General features: G+C 64.6%; 13 protein-coding genes. 5 read left to right on the top strand and 8 right to left on the bottom strand.

All coding sequences use genetic code 11. The features are described 5' to 3' along the window. The first annotated feature begins 114 nt into the window (after nucleotides 1-114). Both GSQ79_RS00900 and GSQ79_RS00895 read left to right on the top strand, forming a co-directional pair. Nucleotides 115-501, top strand: coding sequence for a response regulator (locus GSQ79_RS00900; protein ID WP_158806857.1), 387 nt, complete (start codon nucleotides 115-117; stop codon nucleotides 499-501). Nucleotides 502-547: 46 nt separating this feature from the next. Beyond that, complete coding sequence (locus GSQ79_RS00895; RefSeq protein WP_158806856.1) at nucleotides 548-1,918, top strand: PleD family two-component system response regulator; 1,371 nt, start codon at nucleotides 548-550, stop codon at nucleotides 1,916-1,918. 743 nt (nucleotides 1,919-2,661) lie between these two features. Here GSQ79_RS00895 and rpmG read toward each other — a convergent pair. The 7 genes from rpmG to topA form a co-directional block, all read right to left on the bottom strand. Next, entirely contained in the window at nucleotides 2,662-2,829 is a 168-nt protein-coding gene (rpmG, locus tag GSQ79_RS00890; protein ID WP_158806855.1) for a 50S ribosomal protein L33, read from the bottom strand. Between the two features lie 162 nt (nucleotides 2,830-2,991). Further along, the gene (locus GSQ79_RS00885; protein WP_158806854.1) at nucleotides 2,992-4,140 is read right to left on the bottom strand and encodes an MFS transporter; all 1,149 of its coding nucleotides are present in this window, start codon (nucleotides 4,138-4,140) and stop codon (nucleotides 2,992-2,994) included. Between the two features lie 48 nt (nucleotides 4,141-4,188). After that, the gene (locus tag GSQ79_RS00880; RefSeq protein WP_246725024.1) at nucleotides 4,189-4,668 is read right to left on the bottom strand and encodes a DUF983 domain-containing protein; all 480 of its coding nucleotides are present in this window, start codon (nucleotides 4,666-4,668) and stop codon (nucleotides 4,189-4,191) included. Between the two features lie 39 nt (nucleotides 4,669-4,707). After that, nucleotides 4,708-7,074: a ribonuclease R gene (rnr, locus tag GSQ79_RS00875; protein WP_246725023.1), complete on the bottom strand. Its 2,367-nt coding sequence runs from the start codon at nucleotides 7,072-7,074 to the stop codon at nucleotides 4,708-4,710. Then, on the bottom strand, nucleotides 7,071-7,337 hold the full coding sequence (locus tag GSQ79_RS00870) for a hypothetical protein (RefSeq protein WP_158806852.1): 267 nt from the start codon (nucleotides 7,335-7,337) through the stop codon (nucleotides 7,071-7,073). Before GSQ79_RS00870 ends, rnr begins: the two co-directional genes overlap by 4 nt. Continuing rightward, a complete protein-coding gene (locus GSQ79_RS00865) occupies nucleotides 7,310-7,900 on the bottom strand; it encodes a hypothetical protein (protein ID WP_158806851.1) in 591 nt (196 codons plus the stop codon). Before GSQ79_RS00865 ends, GSQ79_RS00870 begins: the two co-directional genes overlap by 28 nt. A 33-nt stretch (nucleotides 7,901-7,933) precedes the next feature. Beyond that, nucleotides 7,934-10,762: a type I DNA topoisomerase gene (gene topA / locus GSQ79_RS00860; protein ID WP_158806850.1), complete on the bottom strand. Its 2,829-nt coding sequence runs from the start codon at nucleotides 10,760-10,762 to the stop codon at nucleotides 7,934-7,936. Between the two features lie 250 nt (nucleotides 10,763-11,012). Here topA and GSQ79_RS00855 point away from each other — a divergent pair, with 250 nt between their 5' ends. The 3 genes from GSQ79_RS00855 (at nucleotide 11,013) to GSQ79_RS00845 (ending at nucleotide 15,024) form a co-directional block, all read left to right on the top strand. Next, nucleotides 11,013-11,960 carry an aspartate carbamoyltransferase catalytic subunit gene (locus GSQ79_RS00855; protein ID WP_158806849.1) on the top strand — a complete coding sequence of 316 codons (948 nt, stop codon included), beginning with the start codon at nucleotides 11,013-11,015 and terminating at the stop codon, nucleotides 11,958-11,960. A 7-nt stretch (nucleotides 11,961-11,967) separates the two neighbouring features. After that, nucleotides 11,968-13,293 carry a dihydroorotase gene (gene pyrC / locus GSQ79_RS00850; RefSeq protein ID WP_158806848.1) on the top strand — a complete coding sequence of 442 codons (1,326 nt, stop codon included), beginning with the start codon at nucleotides 11,968-11,970 and terminating at the stop codon, nucleotides 13,291-13,293. A gap of 252 nt (nucleotides 13,294-13,545) precedes the next feature. Continuing rightward, nucleotides 13,546-15,024, top strand: a complete 1,479-nt coding sequence (locus tag GSQ79_RS00845) for a sensor domain-containing diguanylate cyclase (RefSeq protein WP_158806847.1) — start codon at nucleotides 13,546-13,548, stop codon at nucleotides 15,022-15,024. 25 nt (nucleotides 15,025-15,049) lie between these two features. Here GSQ79_RS00845 and GSQ79_RS00840 read toward each other — a convergent pair. Next, nucleotides 15,050-16,085: HlyD family secretion protein (locus GSQ79_RS00840; protein ID WP_158806846.1), on the bottom strand; the 1,036-nt coding region annotated here is incomplete at its 5' end.

Below are 16,085 nucleotides of genomic sequence, written 5' to 3'. Positions count from 1 at the left end.
TTTCTTCACCCTGCTGGTTTTCCTTTCGTCAATCTGTAGGTCCTATACAATTGTAGTGGTCGCCCTAGTCTATCGTTGTGATTAGACAGGGGTTTGGTGGAATCTGGCTCGCCGATGCAAAAAAGCGTTCTCATCGTCGAAGACAATGAGTTGAACATGAAACTGTTCAACGACTTGCTTGAGGCCCACGGCTACAAGACTGTCCAGACGCGGAGCGGAGTCGAGGCCGTCGAACTGACCCGGATTCATCGACCTGATCTGATTCTCATGGATATCCAGCTGCCGGAGGTCTCGGGTCTTCAGGTCATCCAATGGATCAAGGACGACGAGGAGCTTCGTCACATTCCCGTTATCGCCATTACGGCCTTCGCGATGAAGGGCGACGAGGAAAAGATCCGCCAGGGCGGCTGCGAAGCGTATTTGTCGAAACCCATTTCCGTCGTCAAATTTCTCGAAACGGTCCGCACTTATCTGGCCGAGCCTACGCTTCCTTCACCTTAGGCGATTACACAGACCTCAAGTGCGCTGACCCTACGCAGGAAAGTCTATGTCTGCTCGTATTCTCGTGGTCGACGATCTCGCGCCCAATCGCAAATTGCTCGAAGCCCGGCTGACCGCCGAGTATTTCGACGTGATTATGGCATCGAGCGGACCCGAAGCCCTGACGATCTGCGCTGCCGGCGAGTGCGACATCGTCCTCCTCGACGTGATGATGCCGGGCATGGATGGTTTCGAAGTCTGCCGTCGGCTCAAGCAGGATCCCAACACCCACCATATTCCGGTCGTCATGGTCACGGCCCTCGATCAGCCCGCCGACCGCGTCCGTGGCCTCGAGGCCGGTGCCGACGACTTTTTGACCAAGCCGATCGACGAGATCGCACTGGCGGCCCGCATTCGATCGCTCGGGCGGCTCAAAGAAGTGTTCGACGAGTTGCGGGCGCGGGTTGCGGCGTCGGCGGTGTACGGCGCCGCGGATCCCCTGGCGGCGGCGATGCAGGAAGACAAGCGCCCCGGGACCATCCTCCTCGTCGAGGATCGCCTTGCCTCGGCCAACCACATCAAGACGGCGTTCCGCGACCTGCATCACGTGGATGTCGAAGACGACCCGCAGGAGGCCCTGTTCAAGGCGTCCGACGGGCACTACGACCTGTTCATCGTCAGTCTCGGCCTGGAAGGCCACGACGGCTTGCGGCTGTGTTCGCAATTGCGGTCGCTCGCGCGGACGCGGCATATCCCGATCCTGATCATTGCCGAGCCGGAAGATCGCCCGAAACTTCTTCGCGGCATCGAACTCGGGGTCAACGATTACCTGCTGCGTCCCATCGACCGCAACGAGATCAAGGCGCGGGTCCGCACGCAGATCCGGCGCATGCGCTACGCCGATCGCCTGCGCAACGACGTCCAGGCCTCGATCGAGATGGCCGTCATCGACGCCCTCACGGGCCTGAACAACCGCCGCTATTTCGAAACCCATTTCGGCGGGCTGGTCGATCAGGCGGCGCGCAAGGGCAAGCCGATTTCCCTGATGATTTTGGACATCGATCACTTCAAGGCGGTGAACGATACCCATGGGCACGATGCCGGCGACGAGGTTCTGAAATCCTTCGCATCCCGGACGCGAAAAGTCGTCCGGGCCAGCGACCTCGTCTGCCGGTTCGGCGGCGAGGAATTCGTCATCGTCATGCCTGATACGTCTTCGACGGTGGCGGCGCGGATCGCCGAGCGCGTGCGGTCGATCGTGGAAAAAGACCCCTTCACCGTTGGACCCAACAAGCCGGCCATTCCCATCACCGTCTCGATCGGGCTCGCCGAGTGCGGGCACGAAAACGCACCCGACGCGATGTACCGGCGCGCCGACCGCGCGCTCTATCGTTCGAAAGCGGCGGGGCGCAACAGAGTGACAGCAGACGCCGCTTAGTTTTCTCGCAGAGCGGCGCTCTCCTCCCCTTTGAAGCCGGGGAGGGGGACCATGCGCAGCATGGGGGAGGGGGCACCGCGACAAAAAACCGCGAAGCCGACAACACCATTTTTGCGTCACGATGCGTCACGCGTCACCAATCGTTGGCTCTGCTCGAAGGCGAGGATGAACGCTGCGCGTGGGCGGATCAAGACCCGACGCCCGCCGCGACATTGGCAGTCTCACATCGGCGCGCCTGATACAGGACCGGAGGACGGCAGGCGTGGCCTGAAGCACGCGCCAAACTCGTGTGCACCGGCCGTCCTATCGAGATGTTGCAAGCCGTCTCCGCGAGCAGGTCCGATACGCCTGCCTTTCGCTGTCTTCGATTTCGTTAACCCTACCGGGGAATGAAGGGCCGCCATGCGATTCGTTATTTGCATTTTGCTACGGCAAAGGTAACGTCCGGATTGCCGAGCGAGTAGCCTTTGACGAGGCGGCTTCAAATCCGTTTCGTACGCGTAGGGCAGTCGGCGTAGTGAATACCCTGCGGAGTGCTCAGGTCCGCCGCATCTCCTGGGTCCGTAGGGTCGGCCGGCGCGTCGGTGGTGTGGAGTGGCCTCCTCGAACCATCGATCGCCGGCCACCTTCGCTTTAGCGGGCATGCCGCCGTGCGGTGCGCAAACCTGCAGCGCGCAAAAACGTAAAAAGCACACAAAAATAGCGGCCCGAAGGCCGCTATTCTGCGTTTCGAACCGTCGATCTTACTTGATCTTGGTCTCTTTGAACTCGACATGCTTGCGGACGACCGGGTCGTACTTGTTGTACGACAGCTTGTCGGTCTTCGTCCGCGCATTCTTCTTGGTGACATAGAAATAGCCCGTGTCGGCAGTCGACAGGAGCTTGATCTTGATCATCGCCGCTTTGGCCATAGCACTTCAAACCTGAGAGCGCGAGCCGGGGCGACTCGCCAAAACAAAACAAGCGGGTCTTCCTCGCTGACGAGGGCCCGCAACCGAGGTGCACAATAGGCGGCGCGCGTCGTCTGTCAAGAAGAGCCTTGCGGGGTGCCACGCCCGCGGCGGTACGGAGGGTCAACCGGCCGTCACGGAAGCAGCGGACCTAGTCAGCCGCAGACCCGCGACCGCGAGATACAGGCCGATCAGGATCGCGATGCCGAGGAAGAACCCGCTCGGCGGTACGAGATCGAGGCCGGCGCCGATCAAGGGGGGGCCGATCAGCATGCCGAGCGAATAGGTCATCACGAATGCGGCGTTGGCGCCGGCCAACTCGCCGTCGCGGTAGCGGGCGCCGAGATGCGCGAGGCCGACGGGATAAAGGCCGCCGACGGTACCGCCCCACAGCAACAGGACCACCTCGAAGAGAATCAGCGAGGACAGGCCGACCACCGCAAGGAACAGCGCCCCGACGAGTCCGAGGCCCGCGATGACGAGCAGCAGCTTGCGCCGGTCGAGGCGGTCCGACAGCAGCCCGAGCGGCACCTGCATCGCGCCGGCGCCGAGCACGAAGATGCTGGCGAAGAGCGCGCCTTGCTCGGCGCTGGCGCCGGCCCGCAGGGCATAGACCGGCAGCAGCCCAATCCCTGCAACCTCGATGGCGCCATGCAACAACCCGGCGAGGGTCGCGACCGGCGCTTCCTTCAAAAACATCCAGAACGGCTTGCGGCTTCGGGTTTCGAGAAGCGGTGCGCTCGGCGTGTTCGCCACGAGCGGGACGATGGCACCCCAGAACAAGGCAGTCCCGATGAAGAACGGCAGGTTGCCCGACGTTCCGACAGCGGCGAGAAGAACCGGACCGAGCGCAAAGCCGGCACCCAGGCTCGTCGCATAGAGACCGATCGCCAGTCCGCGTCGATCCGACGTCGAGGCCGTGGTGATCCAGAATTCGCTCAGCACGAACAGCACGGTGACCGCCATGCCCATGATGAATCGCAGGATGAGCCAGACGCCGTAGTCCTGGGTGAGCGTAAACCCGAGCAGCGTCAGGCCGCCGATGGCGAGCGAGATCATGAGCAGGCGCGCGATGCCGACGCGCTTCGCCACGCGGGGCACGAACGGCGCGCCCAACAGACTGGCAATTCCGGCGGCCGCCGTGTTGAGACCGATGGCATGGGCGCTGTAACCGGCGACGTCGAGCCGCACCGAGAGCAGGGCCACGGTGAGCGACAGGCCACAGCCGGCGATGGTCGCCATCACGATGGCGCCAAGCAGAGCGCGGTTCATCGGGCGCCGTCGAACGAAAGAGGTGTCACGTTGAATTGGGCCTAACCACTACGCCGCGGATTGCTGCGGGATCGCCTTGGGCTGATCAAGGCATTCGCTCGCGGCGGGCGCGGCGTGAGCCGTCTCGAAGCCGTGCATCCGCAACGCCCATTGGTAGGCGATGAGGCCGCCCTTGAAGATCGGCAGGAGCCAGAGCGAGAGGAGGATGCAGAGCAAGGGCCAGGTCACGTAGTGGAACGCGATCGGCAGATCCGGCCAAACATCGTCGACGGCGAACATCAGCGCGCCGAGGATGTGACCCACCACGAAGATCGTGATGTAGGGCGGAAAATCGTCGGCGCGGTGGTGGTAGAACTCTTCCCCGCAGAGCGAGCACGAGCAGTTCACGGTGAGATACGAGCGAAGGATCCGGCCCTCGCCGCATGCGGGGCAGCGCCCCCGCAGCCCGCGCTTCAAGGCCGCCCAAGCGCTGCGCGGCCCTTGCTGGGCGTTCGGCGCGGTCGCGTGAGGGATCGTCTCGTCGAGCATCATGATTCTTTACGGGTTTGGTCCGCTCTCTACCATAAGTTAGCGCTTTCGCCGCTTCGCGCCATTGGACCGAACGTCACGCGGCCCTTTGTGCACGCGCGGGGGATTGCGGCCCAGACCGGGGGCCATCGTCTTGCGTGAGGGCGCCGCTTCGCCATCGGCCAGCTCGAAGCGCAGCGCCCCGGCGAAGGGCGCGGCTTCCACCAGCTTGACCGTCACCGTGTCGCCGAGACGATAGGTCTTGCCGCTGCGTGAGCCAATCAGGGCATGCGACGCCTCGTCGTAGCGGAAAAACTCGGTGCCCATCGTCGCGGCGGGGATAAAGCCGTCGGCGCCGGTGTCGGCGAGCTTGCAGAACAGGCCGGCGCGGGTGACGCCGGCGATGCGTCCCTGAAAGATCACGCCGATCTTGTCGACGAGATGGGTGGCGATGAGCCGATCGACCGTCTCGCGCTCGGCCATCATCGCGCGCCGCTCGGAAGCGGAGATCTTCAACGCGATATCGGCAAGCTCGTCCGGCGCCATGTCCGGCAGGCCGTCCTTGCCGAGCTTGTAGGCGCGGATCAGGGCGCGATGGACCACGAGATCGGCGTAGCGGCGGATCGGCGAGGTGAAATGCGCGTAGCGGCGCAGATGCAGGCCGAAATGCCCGTAATTGTCGGCGACGTATTCCGCCTGGGCCTGCGAGCGCAGCACTACGTCGTTGACGATCTGCTCGTGCTCTGTCCCCTTCACGCGGGCCAGAATGCCGTTGAACTGCGCCGGCGTCAGAACCTGGCCCTTGGCCAGCTTGATGCCGATCGTTTGCAAAAACTCGCCGAGGTTGTGGATCTTCTCGACGCTCGGCTCGCCATGCGCGCGGTAGATCAGAATCTGCTTCTTCGCTTCCAGCAGCTCCGCCGCCGCGACGTTGGCGAGGATCATGAACTCCTCGATCAGGCGATGCGCGTCGAGCCGCTCGGGCGTGACGACGTGGTCGACGGTGCCATCCGGCTTCAGCAGAATTTTTCGTTCGGGGAGGCCGAGATCGAGCGGCTGGCGCCTGGCCTTGGCGATCTTGAGGGCGGCATAGGCGTCATAGAGCGGGCGCAGCACCGGCTCGACAAGCGGACCGGACTCGGCGTCGGGATTGCCGTCGACCGCCGCCTGGGCGCGCTGGTAGGACAGTTTCGCCGCCGAGCGCATCATGATCCGGTGCAGCGTCTGCCCGCGTTTTTCCCCCTTGGCGTCGATGATCATCCGCATCGCCAGCGCCGGGCGATCCTCCTGCGGGCGCAACGAGCACAGGTCGTTGGAGATGCGCTCGGGCAGCATCGGCACGACGCGATCCGGGAAGTAGACGGAATTGCCGCGCTCCAGCGCCTCGCGGTCGAGAGCAGAGCCGGGTTTGACGTAGGCGGCGACGTCGGCGATCGCCACGCTCAGCGCGAAGCCGCCGGGATTGTCGGGATCGTCGTCGGTCTGGGCGAAGACCGCGTCGTCATGGTCCTTGGCGTCGGCGGGGTCGATGGTGATCAGCGGCAGGTCGCGCCAGTCCTCGCGACCGGCGAGTTTCGCCGGCTTCGCGGCCTCGGACTCGGCGAGCGTCTCCGGCTTGAAGACGTTGGGGATCTTGTGGCTGTGGATGGCGATCAGGCTGACCGCCTTCTCGCTGCCGAACGAGCCGATGCGCTCCTGGACTTTGGCATTGGGCAGGCCGAGCCGGCCGCCGCGCAGCAGCTCGGCCGCGACGAGATCGCCATCCTGCGCCTCGCCCTCGTCGCCGGGGCGGACCGCCATCGCGCCCTTGTTGGCGGCCTTCTTGTCGACGGGCAGGATCTCGCCGCCCCCGCCCGGCAGCGCGCGGAAGATGCCGAGGATCTGCGCGCGCGCCTTGGCCATCAGCTTGACGACGCGGCCGGTGTAGGCCGGTTCGTTGCCGGTTGCGTCGGGAACGATCTCGGTGCGCACGAGCGCGCGGTCGCCGAGCCCGGGGATCGGCGTGCCCGGCCGCGGGCGGCGCGGAAAATTCAGGACGATCGTCGGGGCGGGACCGTTGGCATCGTCCCAGTCGACCGGCTTGGCGAGCAGATCGCCGTCGCGATCGCGCGAAAAAACCTCGGCGAGGACGACGGGCGGCAGAACGCCCGGCTTGGTGAGGTTTTTCCGCCGGCGATCGACAGCGCCTTCGGCCTCCAACTCCTTGAGGACGCGCTTCAGGCCGATCTTGTCGCTGCCGGTGATCTGAAAGGCGCGGGCGATCTCGCGCTTCCCGATCTTGGCAGGCGTCCGCTCACCGGCGACCTCGCGCTCGCGGGCGATGAAGGCGAGAATCTCGTCGCGGGTCGGCAGGGCAGGGCTGTCGGGCGCCTTCGCCTTGGCCGCTTTTGCCGCACGGGTCTTTTTGAGCGTGATCTTGCCTTTCAAGCGGAGGCTTTCAAGCGCGTGGCCGGCCGACTGACGGCGCGCACCAGAGCCTGAGTTTCCGAGCTGACTCGCATCGGCTGATGGCCGGGCATCAGGCGGCCGTTCGTGTGCATGATCTCGACCAGATCATTCAGGCTGTCGATGTTCAGCCAAGCCATCGCGGCGCTATGCCCGATCTTGCCCTTCTCGAGCCGTTCCAGGACATCGGCCAGTGAACACCCCTCCAGATTGTCCCTCATCGCCCAAAACTCTTTCTCAGCCATGCCGATCGCACCTTGGCCGTCAGTCCCGTCTTCTCGAAAGGAACCATAGGCGTCTTGCGGCTCGAATTAATGTCCGCGACCAAGTCCAGTCCCTCAGGAAGTAAGCCTTCGCGGTGAAGAGTCAAAAGCCATGCTGTAGTGTTCAACAGGTGGACGTCTTTGAGGCGCGCGATGCGTAGTTCGAGGACGTCTGGATCCTCGAAAAGGATGAGCGGGACGAAGCTCGGTCCGCTGGTTTTCGCCAGGGTCGTCGCATATTCGTCGACCGCGATTTCGCCGAGGTCCCGACCTGATTCTGCAGGATTTCTGCTGCGCCGGACCTGAAAGCCCACGCCGACATTCGTCTCGACGATCTCGATCTGATTGTGCAGTCGGGCGAGTGCTGCTGCGACATGGCCCTCGGGGTCGTTCTCGACCTTCGTGATCTCGTAATGGACCTGATCGACGATCTTGATCGGGACGGCAAAACTGCCGAGCAAATCTAACCGGTCGATGCGCGCGAGCGTCAGAACCGGACTTGCGTCCGGGATGACGACGGCGACATCGACGGTCTTTCGGATCATGAGACCGTTTCGCGCTCCACGTTGGGATTGGCGTCACGCGCTCTTCGCGACTTTCTTCTTCGCCGCCGGCTTCTTGGCAGGCGCCTTTTTTGCCGGCGCCTTCTTGGCCGTCGCGCGTGCCGCGGGCTTGGCGGCGGCTTTGCTCTTGGTCGCGGTCTTCTTCTTCGGCGCCGCCCCTTCCTTGTCCTCGATCAGCCGGATGGCCTCCTCGAGCGAAATGGATTCCGCCGACATGTCGCGCACCAGCGTGGCGTTGGTCTTGCCGTGGTTCACGTAGGGGCCGAAGCGCCCGGCGCGTACCGTGATAGGACCGCCCGACGGATGCTCGCCGAGCAACCGACCCTGGATCGAACCGCCGGAACTCGCTTTGGCGGTGAGCAGCGCGACCGCGCCCTCCAGGGTCAGCGTCGTCGGATCGACCTCCTTGGGCAGCGTGGCGTTGACCTTGCCGTGGTTGACGTATGGGCCGTACTTGCCGGCCTTGATCGTCACCGCACCGCCATCGGGATGGTCGCCCAAAACCTTGCCCGGCGTCGCGTCGGCGCCGAAGCGCCGGCCGGACAGGCCGCTCTCCTTGGCGACGATCAGGTCGATGGCCCGGTTGCCGCCGATCTCCAGCACGTCGTCGTCGGGGCCGAGGTTCGCATAGGTCTTGCCGTGCTGCACGTAAGGTCCATAGCGGCCGAGCGCGGCGACGATCGGCTCCTTGGTTTCGGGGTGTTTCGCGACTTCGCGCGGCAGCGATAGCAGGGCGATCGCCTGCTCCAGCGTCACGTCCGCCGGCGCCAATCCCTTGGGCAGCGACGAGCGTTTGGGCTTTTCGCCTTCGCCCAGCTGAATGTAAGGGCCGAAGCGCCCATCGCGCAGCGTGATCTCCATCTCGCTGGCGGGATCGAGGCCGAGCACCTTGGTGCCGGTCTGCTCCGCGGCTTCCGCGCCCTCGCCGGTGGCGAGTTGGCGGGTGAACTTGCACTCGGGATAGTTCGAGCAGCCGATGAAGGCGCCGAACTTGCCGAGCTTCAGCGACAGTTTTCCGGTGCCGCAGACCGTGCAGCCGCGCGGGTCGGACCCGTCCTCGCGCTGCGGGAAGATGTGCGGGCCCAAAACCTCGTTGAGATTGTCGAGCACTTCCGTCGTGCGCAGCTCCTTGGTGCCGGCGACCGCAGCGGAAAAGTCCACCCAGAAATCGCGAAGCACCTGCTTCCAGTCGATCTCGTTGTTGGAGATGCGATCGAGTTTTTCCTCCAGGTCGGCGGTAAAATCATAGCCGACGTAGCGGGTGAAGAAGCTTTCCAGGAAGGCGATGACGAGCCGTCCCTTGTCCTCAGGAATCAGGCGCTTCTTGTCGAGCCGCACGTATTCGCGCGCCTTCAGCGTCTGCACGGTCGCGTCGTAGGTCGAGGGCCGGCCGATGCCGAGTTCTTCCATCCGCTTGATGATCGTCGCTTCGGTGAAGCGCGGCGGCGGCTCGGTAAAATGCTGCGTCGCCTCGATCTTTTCCTTGGCAAGTTTGTCGCGCTCGGCCATCGGCGGCAGGCGGCCACCGTCCTCCTCGTCCTCGTCGTCCTTGCCTTCCTGATAGAGCTTCAGAAAGCCGTCGAAGCGCACGACCTGGCCGTTGGCGCGCAGCTCCAGCTTGCGGCCGTTGCCTTCGCCCAGAATGTCGACTGTGGTGCGTTCGAGCTCGGCGGATTCCATCTGGCTGGCGACGGTGCGGGTCCAGATCAGCTCGTAGAGTTTCGCCAACTCCGGCTCGACCATCTTGAGCACCTGCTTCGGCAGGCGGGCGAGGTCGGTCGGGCGGATCGCCTCATGAGCTTCCTGCGCATTCTTCGCCTTCACCGTGTACTTGCGCGGCGCCTTGGGCACATAGCGGTCGCCGTACTCCTTCGCGATCACGTCGCGGGTCGAGGTCACCGCCTCGGGCGCCATATCGACGCCGTCGGTACGCATGTAGGTGATGAGACCGATGGTCTCGCCGCCGATGTCGATGCCTTCGTAGAGGCGCTGCGCCAGCTGCATCGTCCGCGACGGCGCGAAGCCGAGTTTTCGCGAGGCTTCCTGCTGCATCGTCGACGTCGTGAAGGGCGGGTAGGGGTTGCGACGCGCCGGCTTGGCTTCGATCTTGGTGACCGAGAAGGTGGAGGCTTCCAGCGCGTCGCGCAGCCCATGGGCCCGCTCGCCGGTGGCGATGTCGAGCCGGCCAAACTTTTCGCCGTCGGCGCCGACGAGGCGCGCGGTGAAGGCGGCGCCGTCCTTGGTCTTCAGGCTCGCCAGCAGCGACCAGTATTCGCGCTTGACGAATTTTTCGATTTCGAGCTCGCGCTCGCAGATCAGCCGCAGCGTCACCGACTGCACCCGGCCGGCCGACTTGGCGCCGGGCAGCTTGCGCCACAGCACCGGCGACAGCGTGAAGCCGACCAGATAATCCAGCGCACGGCGCGCCAGATAGGCGTCGACGAGCCCGGCGTCGATCTCGCGCGGCTTCGACATCGCTTCCAGAATGGCCGTTTTGGTGATGGCGTTGAAGGCGACGCGTTGCACGACGACGTCTTTCAGGACCTTCTTGGCCTTGAGCACTTCCAGGACGTGCCAGGAAATCGCTTCGCCTTCACGATCCGGATCGGTCGCAAGGATCAGGCGGTCCGAGCCTTTGACGGCTTTGGCGATGTCCGACATGCGCTTCGCCGACTTCGTGTCGACGTCCCACAGCATGGCGAAATCGGCCTCCGGGTCGACCGAACCGTCCTTCGACGGCAGATCGCGAATATGGCCATACGAGGCGTAAACCTCGAAATTCTTCCCCAGATATTTATTGATCGTCTTGGCCTTCGCCGGCGACTCGACGATGACAACATCCATCCTGAACGATCCTTGTTCATGCGCCGCTTGGGCCGATTCGTGATCGGGGCGCGAGCCGCCGATAGCATCGATCCACCGGCAAGTCCCGTTCCGCGCGCCTCAACGGCACGCCAAGATCGAGAGCCCTTGGCACGACATATGGTATGAAGCAATCAAAAGAGCCAAGGTCAGCGGCCTCGAAACTCTTTCCGCCGGCTTTCGGCGCGGCCCTTTGACTTTGGAGCCAAGCTCCCCGATAGACCAATCGCCCATGACAAGCCAGCCCGCGCCTCTCCTCCAAAGTCGACACCTGCTCGGGATCGAGGGCCTGTCGGTTTCCGATATTACCGCGCTGCTCGATCTCGCGGAGGAGGCCGTCGCGGTCTCCCGCCAGGTCGAGAAGAAGCGCACGACGTTGCGCGGGCGCACCCAGATCAATCTGTTCTTCGAGTCCTCGACGCGGACCCAGTCCTCGTTCGAACTGGCCGGCAAACGGCTCGGTGCCGACGTGATGAACATGTCGGTGGCGACCTCCAGCGTCAAAAAGGGTGAGACCCTGATCGATACGGCGATCACCCTCAACGCGATGCGGCCGGACATCATCGTAGTCCGCCACAACCACGCCGGCGCCGTCCATCTTCTCGCGCGAAAAGTCGATTGCTCCGTGGTCAATGCCGGCGACGGCGCCCACGAACATCCGACCCAGGCGCTGCTCGACGCGCTGACGATCCGCCGCAACAAAGGCCGGATCGAGGGGCTGATCGTGGCGATCTGCGGCGATATCCTGCACTCACGCGTCGCCCGCTCCAACATTCTGTTGCTCTCGCGGATGGGCGCCCGCGTGCGCGTCATCGGGCCTTCGACCCTGCTGCCCGTCGGCATCGAGAACATGGGGGTCGAAGTTTATCGCGACATGAAGACCGGCCTGCGCGATGCCGACATCATCATGACGCTCCGCCTGCAGCGTGAGCGGATGCACGGCGGCTTCGTCCCGTCGATGCGCGAATATTTCTACTTTTACGGCGTCGACGAAGCCAAGCTGGCGATGGCCAAGCCGGACGCGCTGGTGATGCATCCCGGCCCGATGAACCGCGGCGTGGAGATCGGCTCGGCGGTGGCCGATGGGGCGCAGAGCCTGATCCGCGAGCAGGTCGAGATGGGCGTCGCCGTGCGCATGGCAGTGCTCGAGGCGCTCGCCCAGCATCTTCCCAACACGTGAGCCCGGCATGAGCAGCGTGACCTTCCCCAAAGGCCAGCAGGGCCAGGCCCTGGCTCTCGTCAACGCCCGGCTGATCGATCCCGCCAGCGGCATGGACATCCGTGGCGGCGTCCTGATCGAGCAGGGCTTCATCCGCCAGGTCGGCGCCGCCATCACGCCCTCCAGCCTGCCGCCGCAGGTTCGCACCATCGACTGCCGCGGCGACGTCGTCGCGCCGGGCCTCATCGACATGCACGCCTTCGTCGGCGAGCCGGGCGCCGAATATCGCGAGACCATCGCGACCGCGACCGCCGCGGCGGCCGCCGGCGGCGTGACCTCCATCCTGGCGATGCCGAACACCAACCCGCCGGTCGACGATCCCGCCGTCGTGGACTTTCTACTGCGCCGCGCCCGCGATACCGGCCGCGTGCGCATCCTGCCCTGCGCCGCCCTGACCAAGGGCTTGGAGGGCGAGGACATTTCCGAGATCGGCCTGCTGCTGCAGGCCGGCGCCATCGCCTTCAGCGAGGGCTCGCGCTCGCTGCGCAGCGCCCGGATTTTGCGCCGCGCGATGCTCTATGCCCGCGACTTCGACGCGCTGATCATCCACTTCGCCGAAGATCACGACCTCGCCAGCGAAGGCGTGATGAACGAGGGTGAACTTGCCTCGCGGCTGGGTCTCACCGGCATTCCGCGTGAAGCCGAAACCATCATCCTCGAACGCGACATGCAGCTCGTGGCACTCACCGGCGCGCGCTACCACGCGCCCTTGATCTCGACCCGGGCGTCCCTCGACATCATCGCCAAAGCCAAGGATCGCGGCCTGCCGGTGACCTGCGGCGCCTCGATCAACCACCTGAGCCTCAACGAAAACGATATCGGCGACTATCGCACCTTCCTGAAGCTGCGGCCGCCGCTGCGTCGCGAGGACGATCGTCTCGCTCTGGTCGAGGGGCTGGCCTCCGGCGTCATCGACGTGATCGTCTCCGATCACAATCCGCAGGACGTCGAGGTGAAGCGTCTGCCTTTCGCGGAATCCGAGCCCGGCGCGATCGGGCTGGAGACCATGCTGCCGGCGGCGCTCCGTCTGGTGGCATCGGGGCAGGTCACTCTGGTGCGCCTGCTCCAGGCGCTGACGAGCCGGCCCGCTGAGATCCTCCGCGTGCCTCAGGGGCGCCTTGCGGTGGATGCGCCGGCCGACCTGATCCGCTTCGACCCGGAAGAGCCGTTTATCGTCGACGCCGTCAAACTGCGATCCCGCTGCAAGAATACGCCCTTCGACGAGGCGCGGATGGAAGGGCGGGTCAAGCTGACGCTCGTCTCCGGCGACATCGTGTTCGAAGACCAAATTTAGGTAACAAGTCCTCGTCGACGCCCGCCTATACTGATTCCTCGCCCGATACGGGCCGAGTACCGTACGAGCCAGCGCCGCTTTTCAGCCCTGCACAATCCAATCGCGGCGCTGAATACTTATTTGTTTTTTTTCATCGGGAGTTAAGGATCATTTGGTACCTCCTTTAGAGGGGAATTGCGGGTGCTTTTTTTGTTCAGTCATTGCTTAGCTGGCATGCGGAGGCTGGCCGAAACCGTCCAGCGGCTTGGGCGTTTGTTTGCGACCATACTCCTGCTGAGCCTCGTCGCGATCTGGGCGCTGTTCGCCTCGATCATTTACGAATCCTATGTTGCCGAACTGAGTTCGGCAAAAATATTCGTCAACAACGTTGATGCCTTGGTGACGCTCGATGTTGCCCGAAACATCGAATTCTATGACCTGTCCCTGCAGGCTGCCGCCCAGGGATTCCTCGATCCTGCGATCCGAGCGTTGTCTCCGAAGCTGCGACAGGCAGCTCTGTTCGATCGGTCGGCCAATGCGTCGGGACTCGGCTCGATTCTCATTCTCGACCAGACGGGCAAATTGGTTGCCGACTCGCATTCGGAACTCCCGCGCGACCTCGACGTGGCCGATCGCGACTACTTCAAGGTCCTTGCCCGCGGGCCGTCGACGCCGGAGCTATTCGTCAGCCACCCTTTCAAGAGCCGCCTGCAGCCGGATACTTGGGTTATCGGTCTAAGCCGCCGCATCGACAATCCCGACGGAAGCTTTGCTGGAATCGTGCTGGGGACCCTCAAACTCAGTTACTTCACGCATCTTTTCGGATCGGTTGCCATGCCTTCGGGAAGCACGATCACGATCATTCACGGCGACGGGACGATCCTGGCGCGGATGCCTTTCGTCGACATCGGCCGCGACATGAGCAGATCCCCGATCTTTCTCCAGGAGACGTCGCTGGGCTCGGGCCTGTTGACGGGCGTGTCGTCGATCGATCAAACCGAAAGGATCTTCAGTTTCCGCCAGATCGACGGGCTTCCGATGCGCCTGGTCGTCGGCGTGCCCACCAGCCACTTCCTGACGGTGTGGCGGTGGCGCGTGGGCCTGATGGCGTTCGGTTTCGCGATCCTGAGCTGCCTCATCATCGGCCTTGCCGTGACGCTGGGGTCGGAACTGCATCGGCGAACTCTCGCGGAACTCCGGTTGTCGGAGCTCGCCGCGACCGACAGCTTGACGGCTCTACCCAACCGGCGATGTTTCGACGGCATCCTCGAGAACGAGTGGGTCCGCGCCATCCGGGACGGGACGTCGGCGGCCTTGCTGATGGTCGATTGCGATTTCTTCAAGGACTACAACGACGCCTATGGTCACCTGCAAGGCGACGAAGGCCTGCGTGCAGTTGCCGGCGCGCTGCGCGATACCATCCAGCGCCCCGCAGATCTCGTCGCACGCTTCGGCGGCGAGGAATTCGTCATCCTCCTGCCGGGCACCGATCTCGACGGGGCCTGGCTCGTGGCGGAGACCGTCCGCGGCGCGGTCGCCCGCCTCGCCTGGCCGCATGTCCGCAGCCCCTTCGGCAAGCTCACCGTCAGCATCGGCATCGCCGCCTGCCTGCCGACCCAGACGCGCGACGCGCTGTCTCTGGTGCAGGCCGCGGACTTCGCGCTTTACGAGGCAAAGGAGAAAGGCCGTAACCAGACCGCGACCGGCGAGGGGCTGGATTTGACGGCCTTTGGCTGGCGTGCGGCCGGATGACAGGCGGTCTTCGAGCCTTCTGTCGTCAGGGGCGGCTTGGCGCATCCGACAACGGCGCCAAACTTGCTGTGCTCAGGCTCACCGGACCCGGATCGAGCCAGACCGTCATGCCGGGATCCAGCCCCGCATCGGGCCCGATGGGATCGACACGCACGAGAAAACTGTTGAGGTCGTGATCGCCGACGGCGCGGGCCGCCCGCCAGGTGGCGAACTCGCCGAGCGGCGAGACCTGCGTCACCTGACCCGTGAGGGCGTCGCCCTTGGCCGTGCGTAGCGCGACCCTCGACCCGACGCGGATGCGGTCGAGCCGGTCCTCGCGGATCGTGAAGGTGAACCAGCGTTCGCTTCCGGCGGCCAGCGTCATGATGGACTCGCCCGGTGCGAGCACCTCGCCCGGCGTGGCGACAAGAATACGCACGATGCCGTCCATCGGCGCCCGCAACTGCGTCTTGGCGAGCTTGGCCTCAAGTGCGAGCTTCGCGGCATCGGCCAGCGCGACCTTGGCATCGGCGCTTGCGCGTTCTTCCTTGGTTGGGCCGGCCTTATCCTGCTCGAAGGTCGCGCGGGCCAGGGCCAGACGGCCCTCGGCGCTGCGAAGCGACGCGGTGATCTGGTCGAGTTGCTGCTGGCTCTCGATGTTCTTCGCGGCGAGGTCCGCCGTGCGGACGTACTGCTGGCGCGCGAGAACCAGGTTCGATTCGGCGATCGCGACGTTTTCCGCGGACTGGTCGACCTGTTCCTTGCGGACGCCGGCGTAGACATTGTCCCGGTCGGCCCGGCTCTTGGCGGCGGTGGCGCCGGCTTCCTCGACGGAGGCCGTCAGTTCGGGAATGCTCAGCGTCGCCAGCGGCTCGCCTTTCTGGACGTGCTGCCCTGCCACCACAAGGACCGTCGCGAGACGGCCGCCGACCTCGGGCGCGACATGGATCTCGGTCTCGTGGACGACGCCGATGCGCGTCGCCGCTTCGGGCGCGCGGGTCGTCGCGAGATAGGCGAAGACGCCGCCCGCGATCAGGACAACCAGGACGATCGGCAGGATGCGGCTGCGATGTGGGTTAGCG

It is taken from the genome of Beijerinckia sp. L45, assembly GCF_009765775.1.
Classification (GTDB): Bacteria; Pseudomonadota; Alphaproteobacteria; order Rhizobiales; family Beijerinckiaceae; genus RH-AL1.
Note: the sequence above shows the minus strand (reverse complement) of the source record. Positions and strands in the feature narration are given on the sequence as shown.

What these genes read in the sequence shown, in the direction of transcription:
- GSQ79_RS00855 (WP_158806849.1), top strand. Translation starts at nt 11,013, where the DNA reads ATGACAAGCCAGCCCGCGCCTCTCCTCCAAAGTCGACACCTGCTCGGG.
- GSQ79_RS00870 (WP_158806852.1), bottom strand. Translation starts at nt 7,337, where the DNA reads ATGGCTGAGAAAGAGTTTTGGGCGATGAGGGACAATCTGGAGGGGTGT.
- topA (WP_158806850.1), bottom strand. Translation starts at nt 10,762, where the DNA reads ATGGATGTTGTCATCGTCGAGTCGCCGGCGAAGGCCAAGACGATCAAT.
- GSQ79_RS00885 (WP_158806854.1), bottom strand. Translation starts at nt 4,140, where the DNA reads ATGAACCGCGCTCTGCTTGGCGCCATCGTGATGGCGACCATCGCCGGC.
- GSQ79_RS00880 (WP_246725024.1), bottom strand. Translation starts at nt 4,668, where the DNA reads ATGCTCGACGAGACGATCCCTCACGCGACCGCGCCGAACGCCCAGCAA.
- rpmG (WP_158806855.1), bottom strand. Translation starts at nt 2,829, where the DNA reads ATGGCCAAAGCGGCGATGATCAAGATCAAGCTCCTGTCGACTGCCGAC.
- GSQ79_RS00895 (WP_158806856.1), top strand. Translation starts at nt 548, where the DNA reads ATGTCTGCTCGTATTCTCGTGGTCGACGATCTCGCGCCCAATCGCAAA.
- GSQ79_RS00865 (WP_158806851.1), bottom strand. Translation starts at nt 7,900, where the DNA reads ATGATCCGAAAGACCGTCGATGTCGCCGTCGTCATCCCGGACGCAAGT.
- GSQ79_RS00900 (WP_158806857.1), top strand. Translation starts at nt 115, where the DNA reads ATGCAAAAAAGCGTTCTCATCGTCGAAGACAATGAGTTGAACATGAAA.
- pyrC (WP_158806848.1), top strand. Translation starts at nt 11,968, where the DNA reads ATGAGCAGCGTGACCTTCCCCAAAGGCCAGCAGGGCCAGGCCCTGGCT.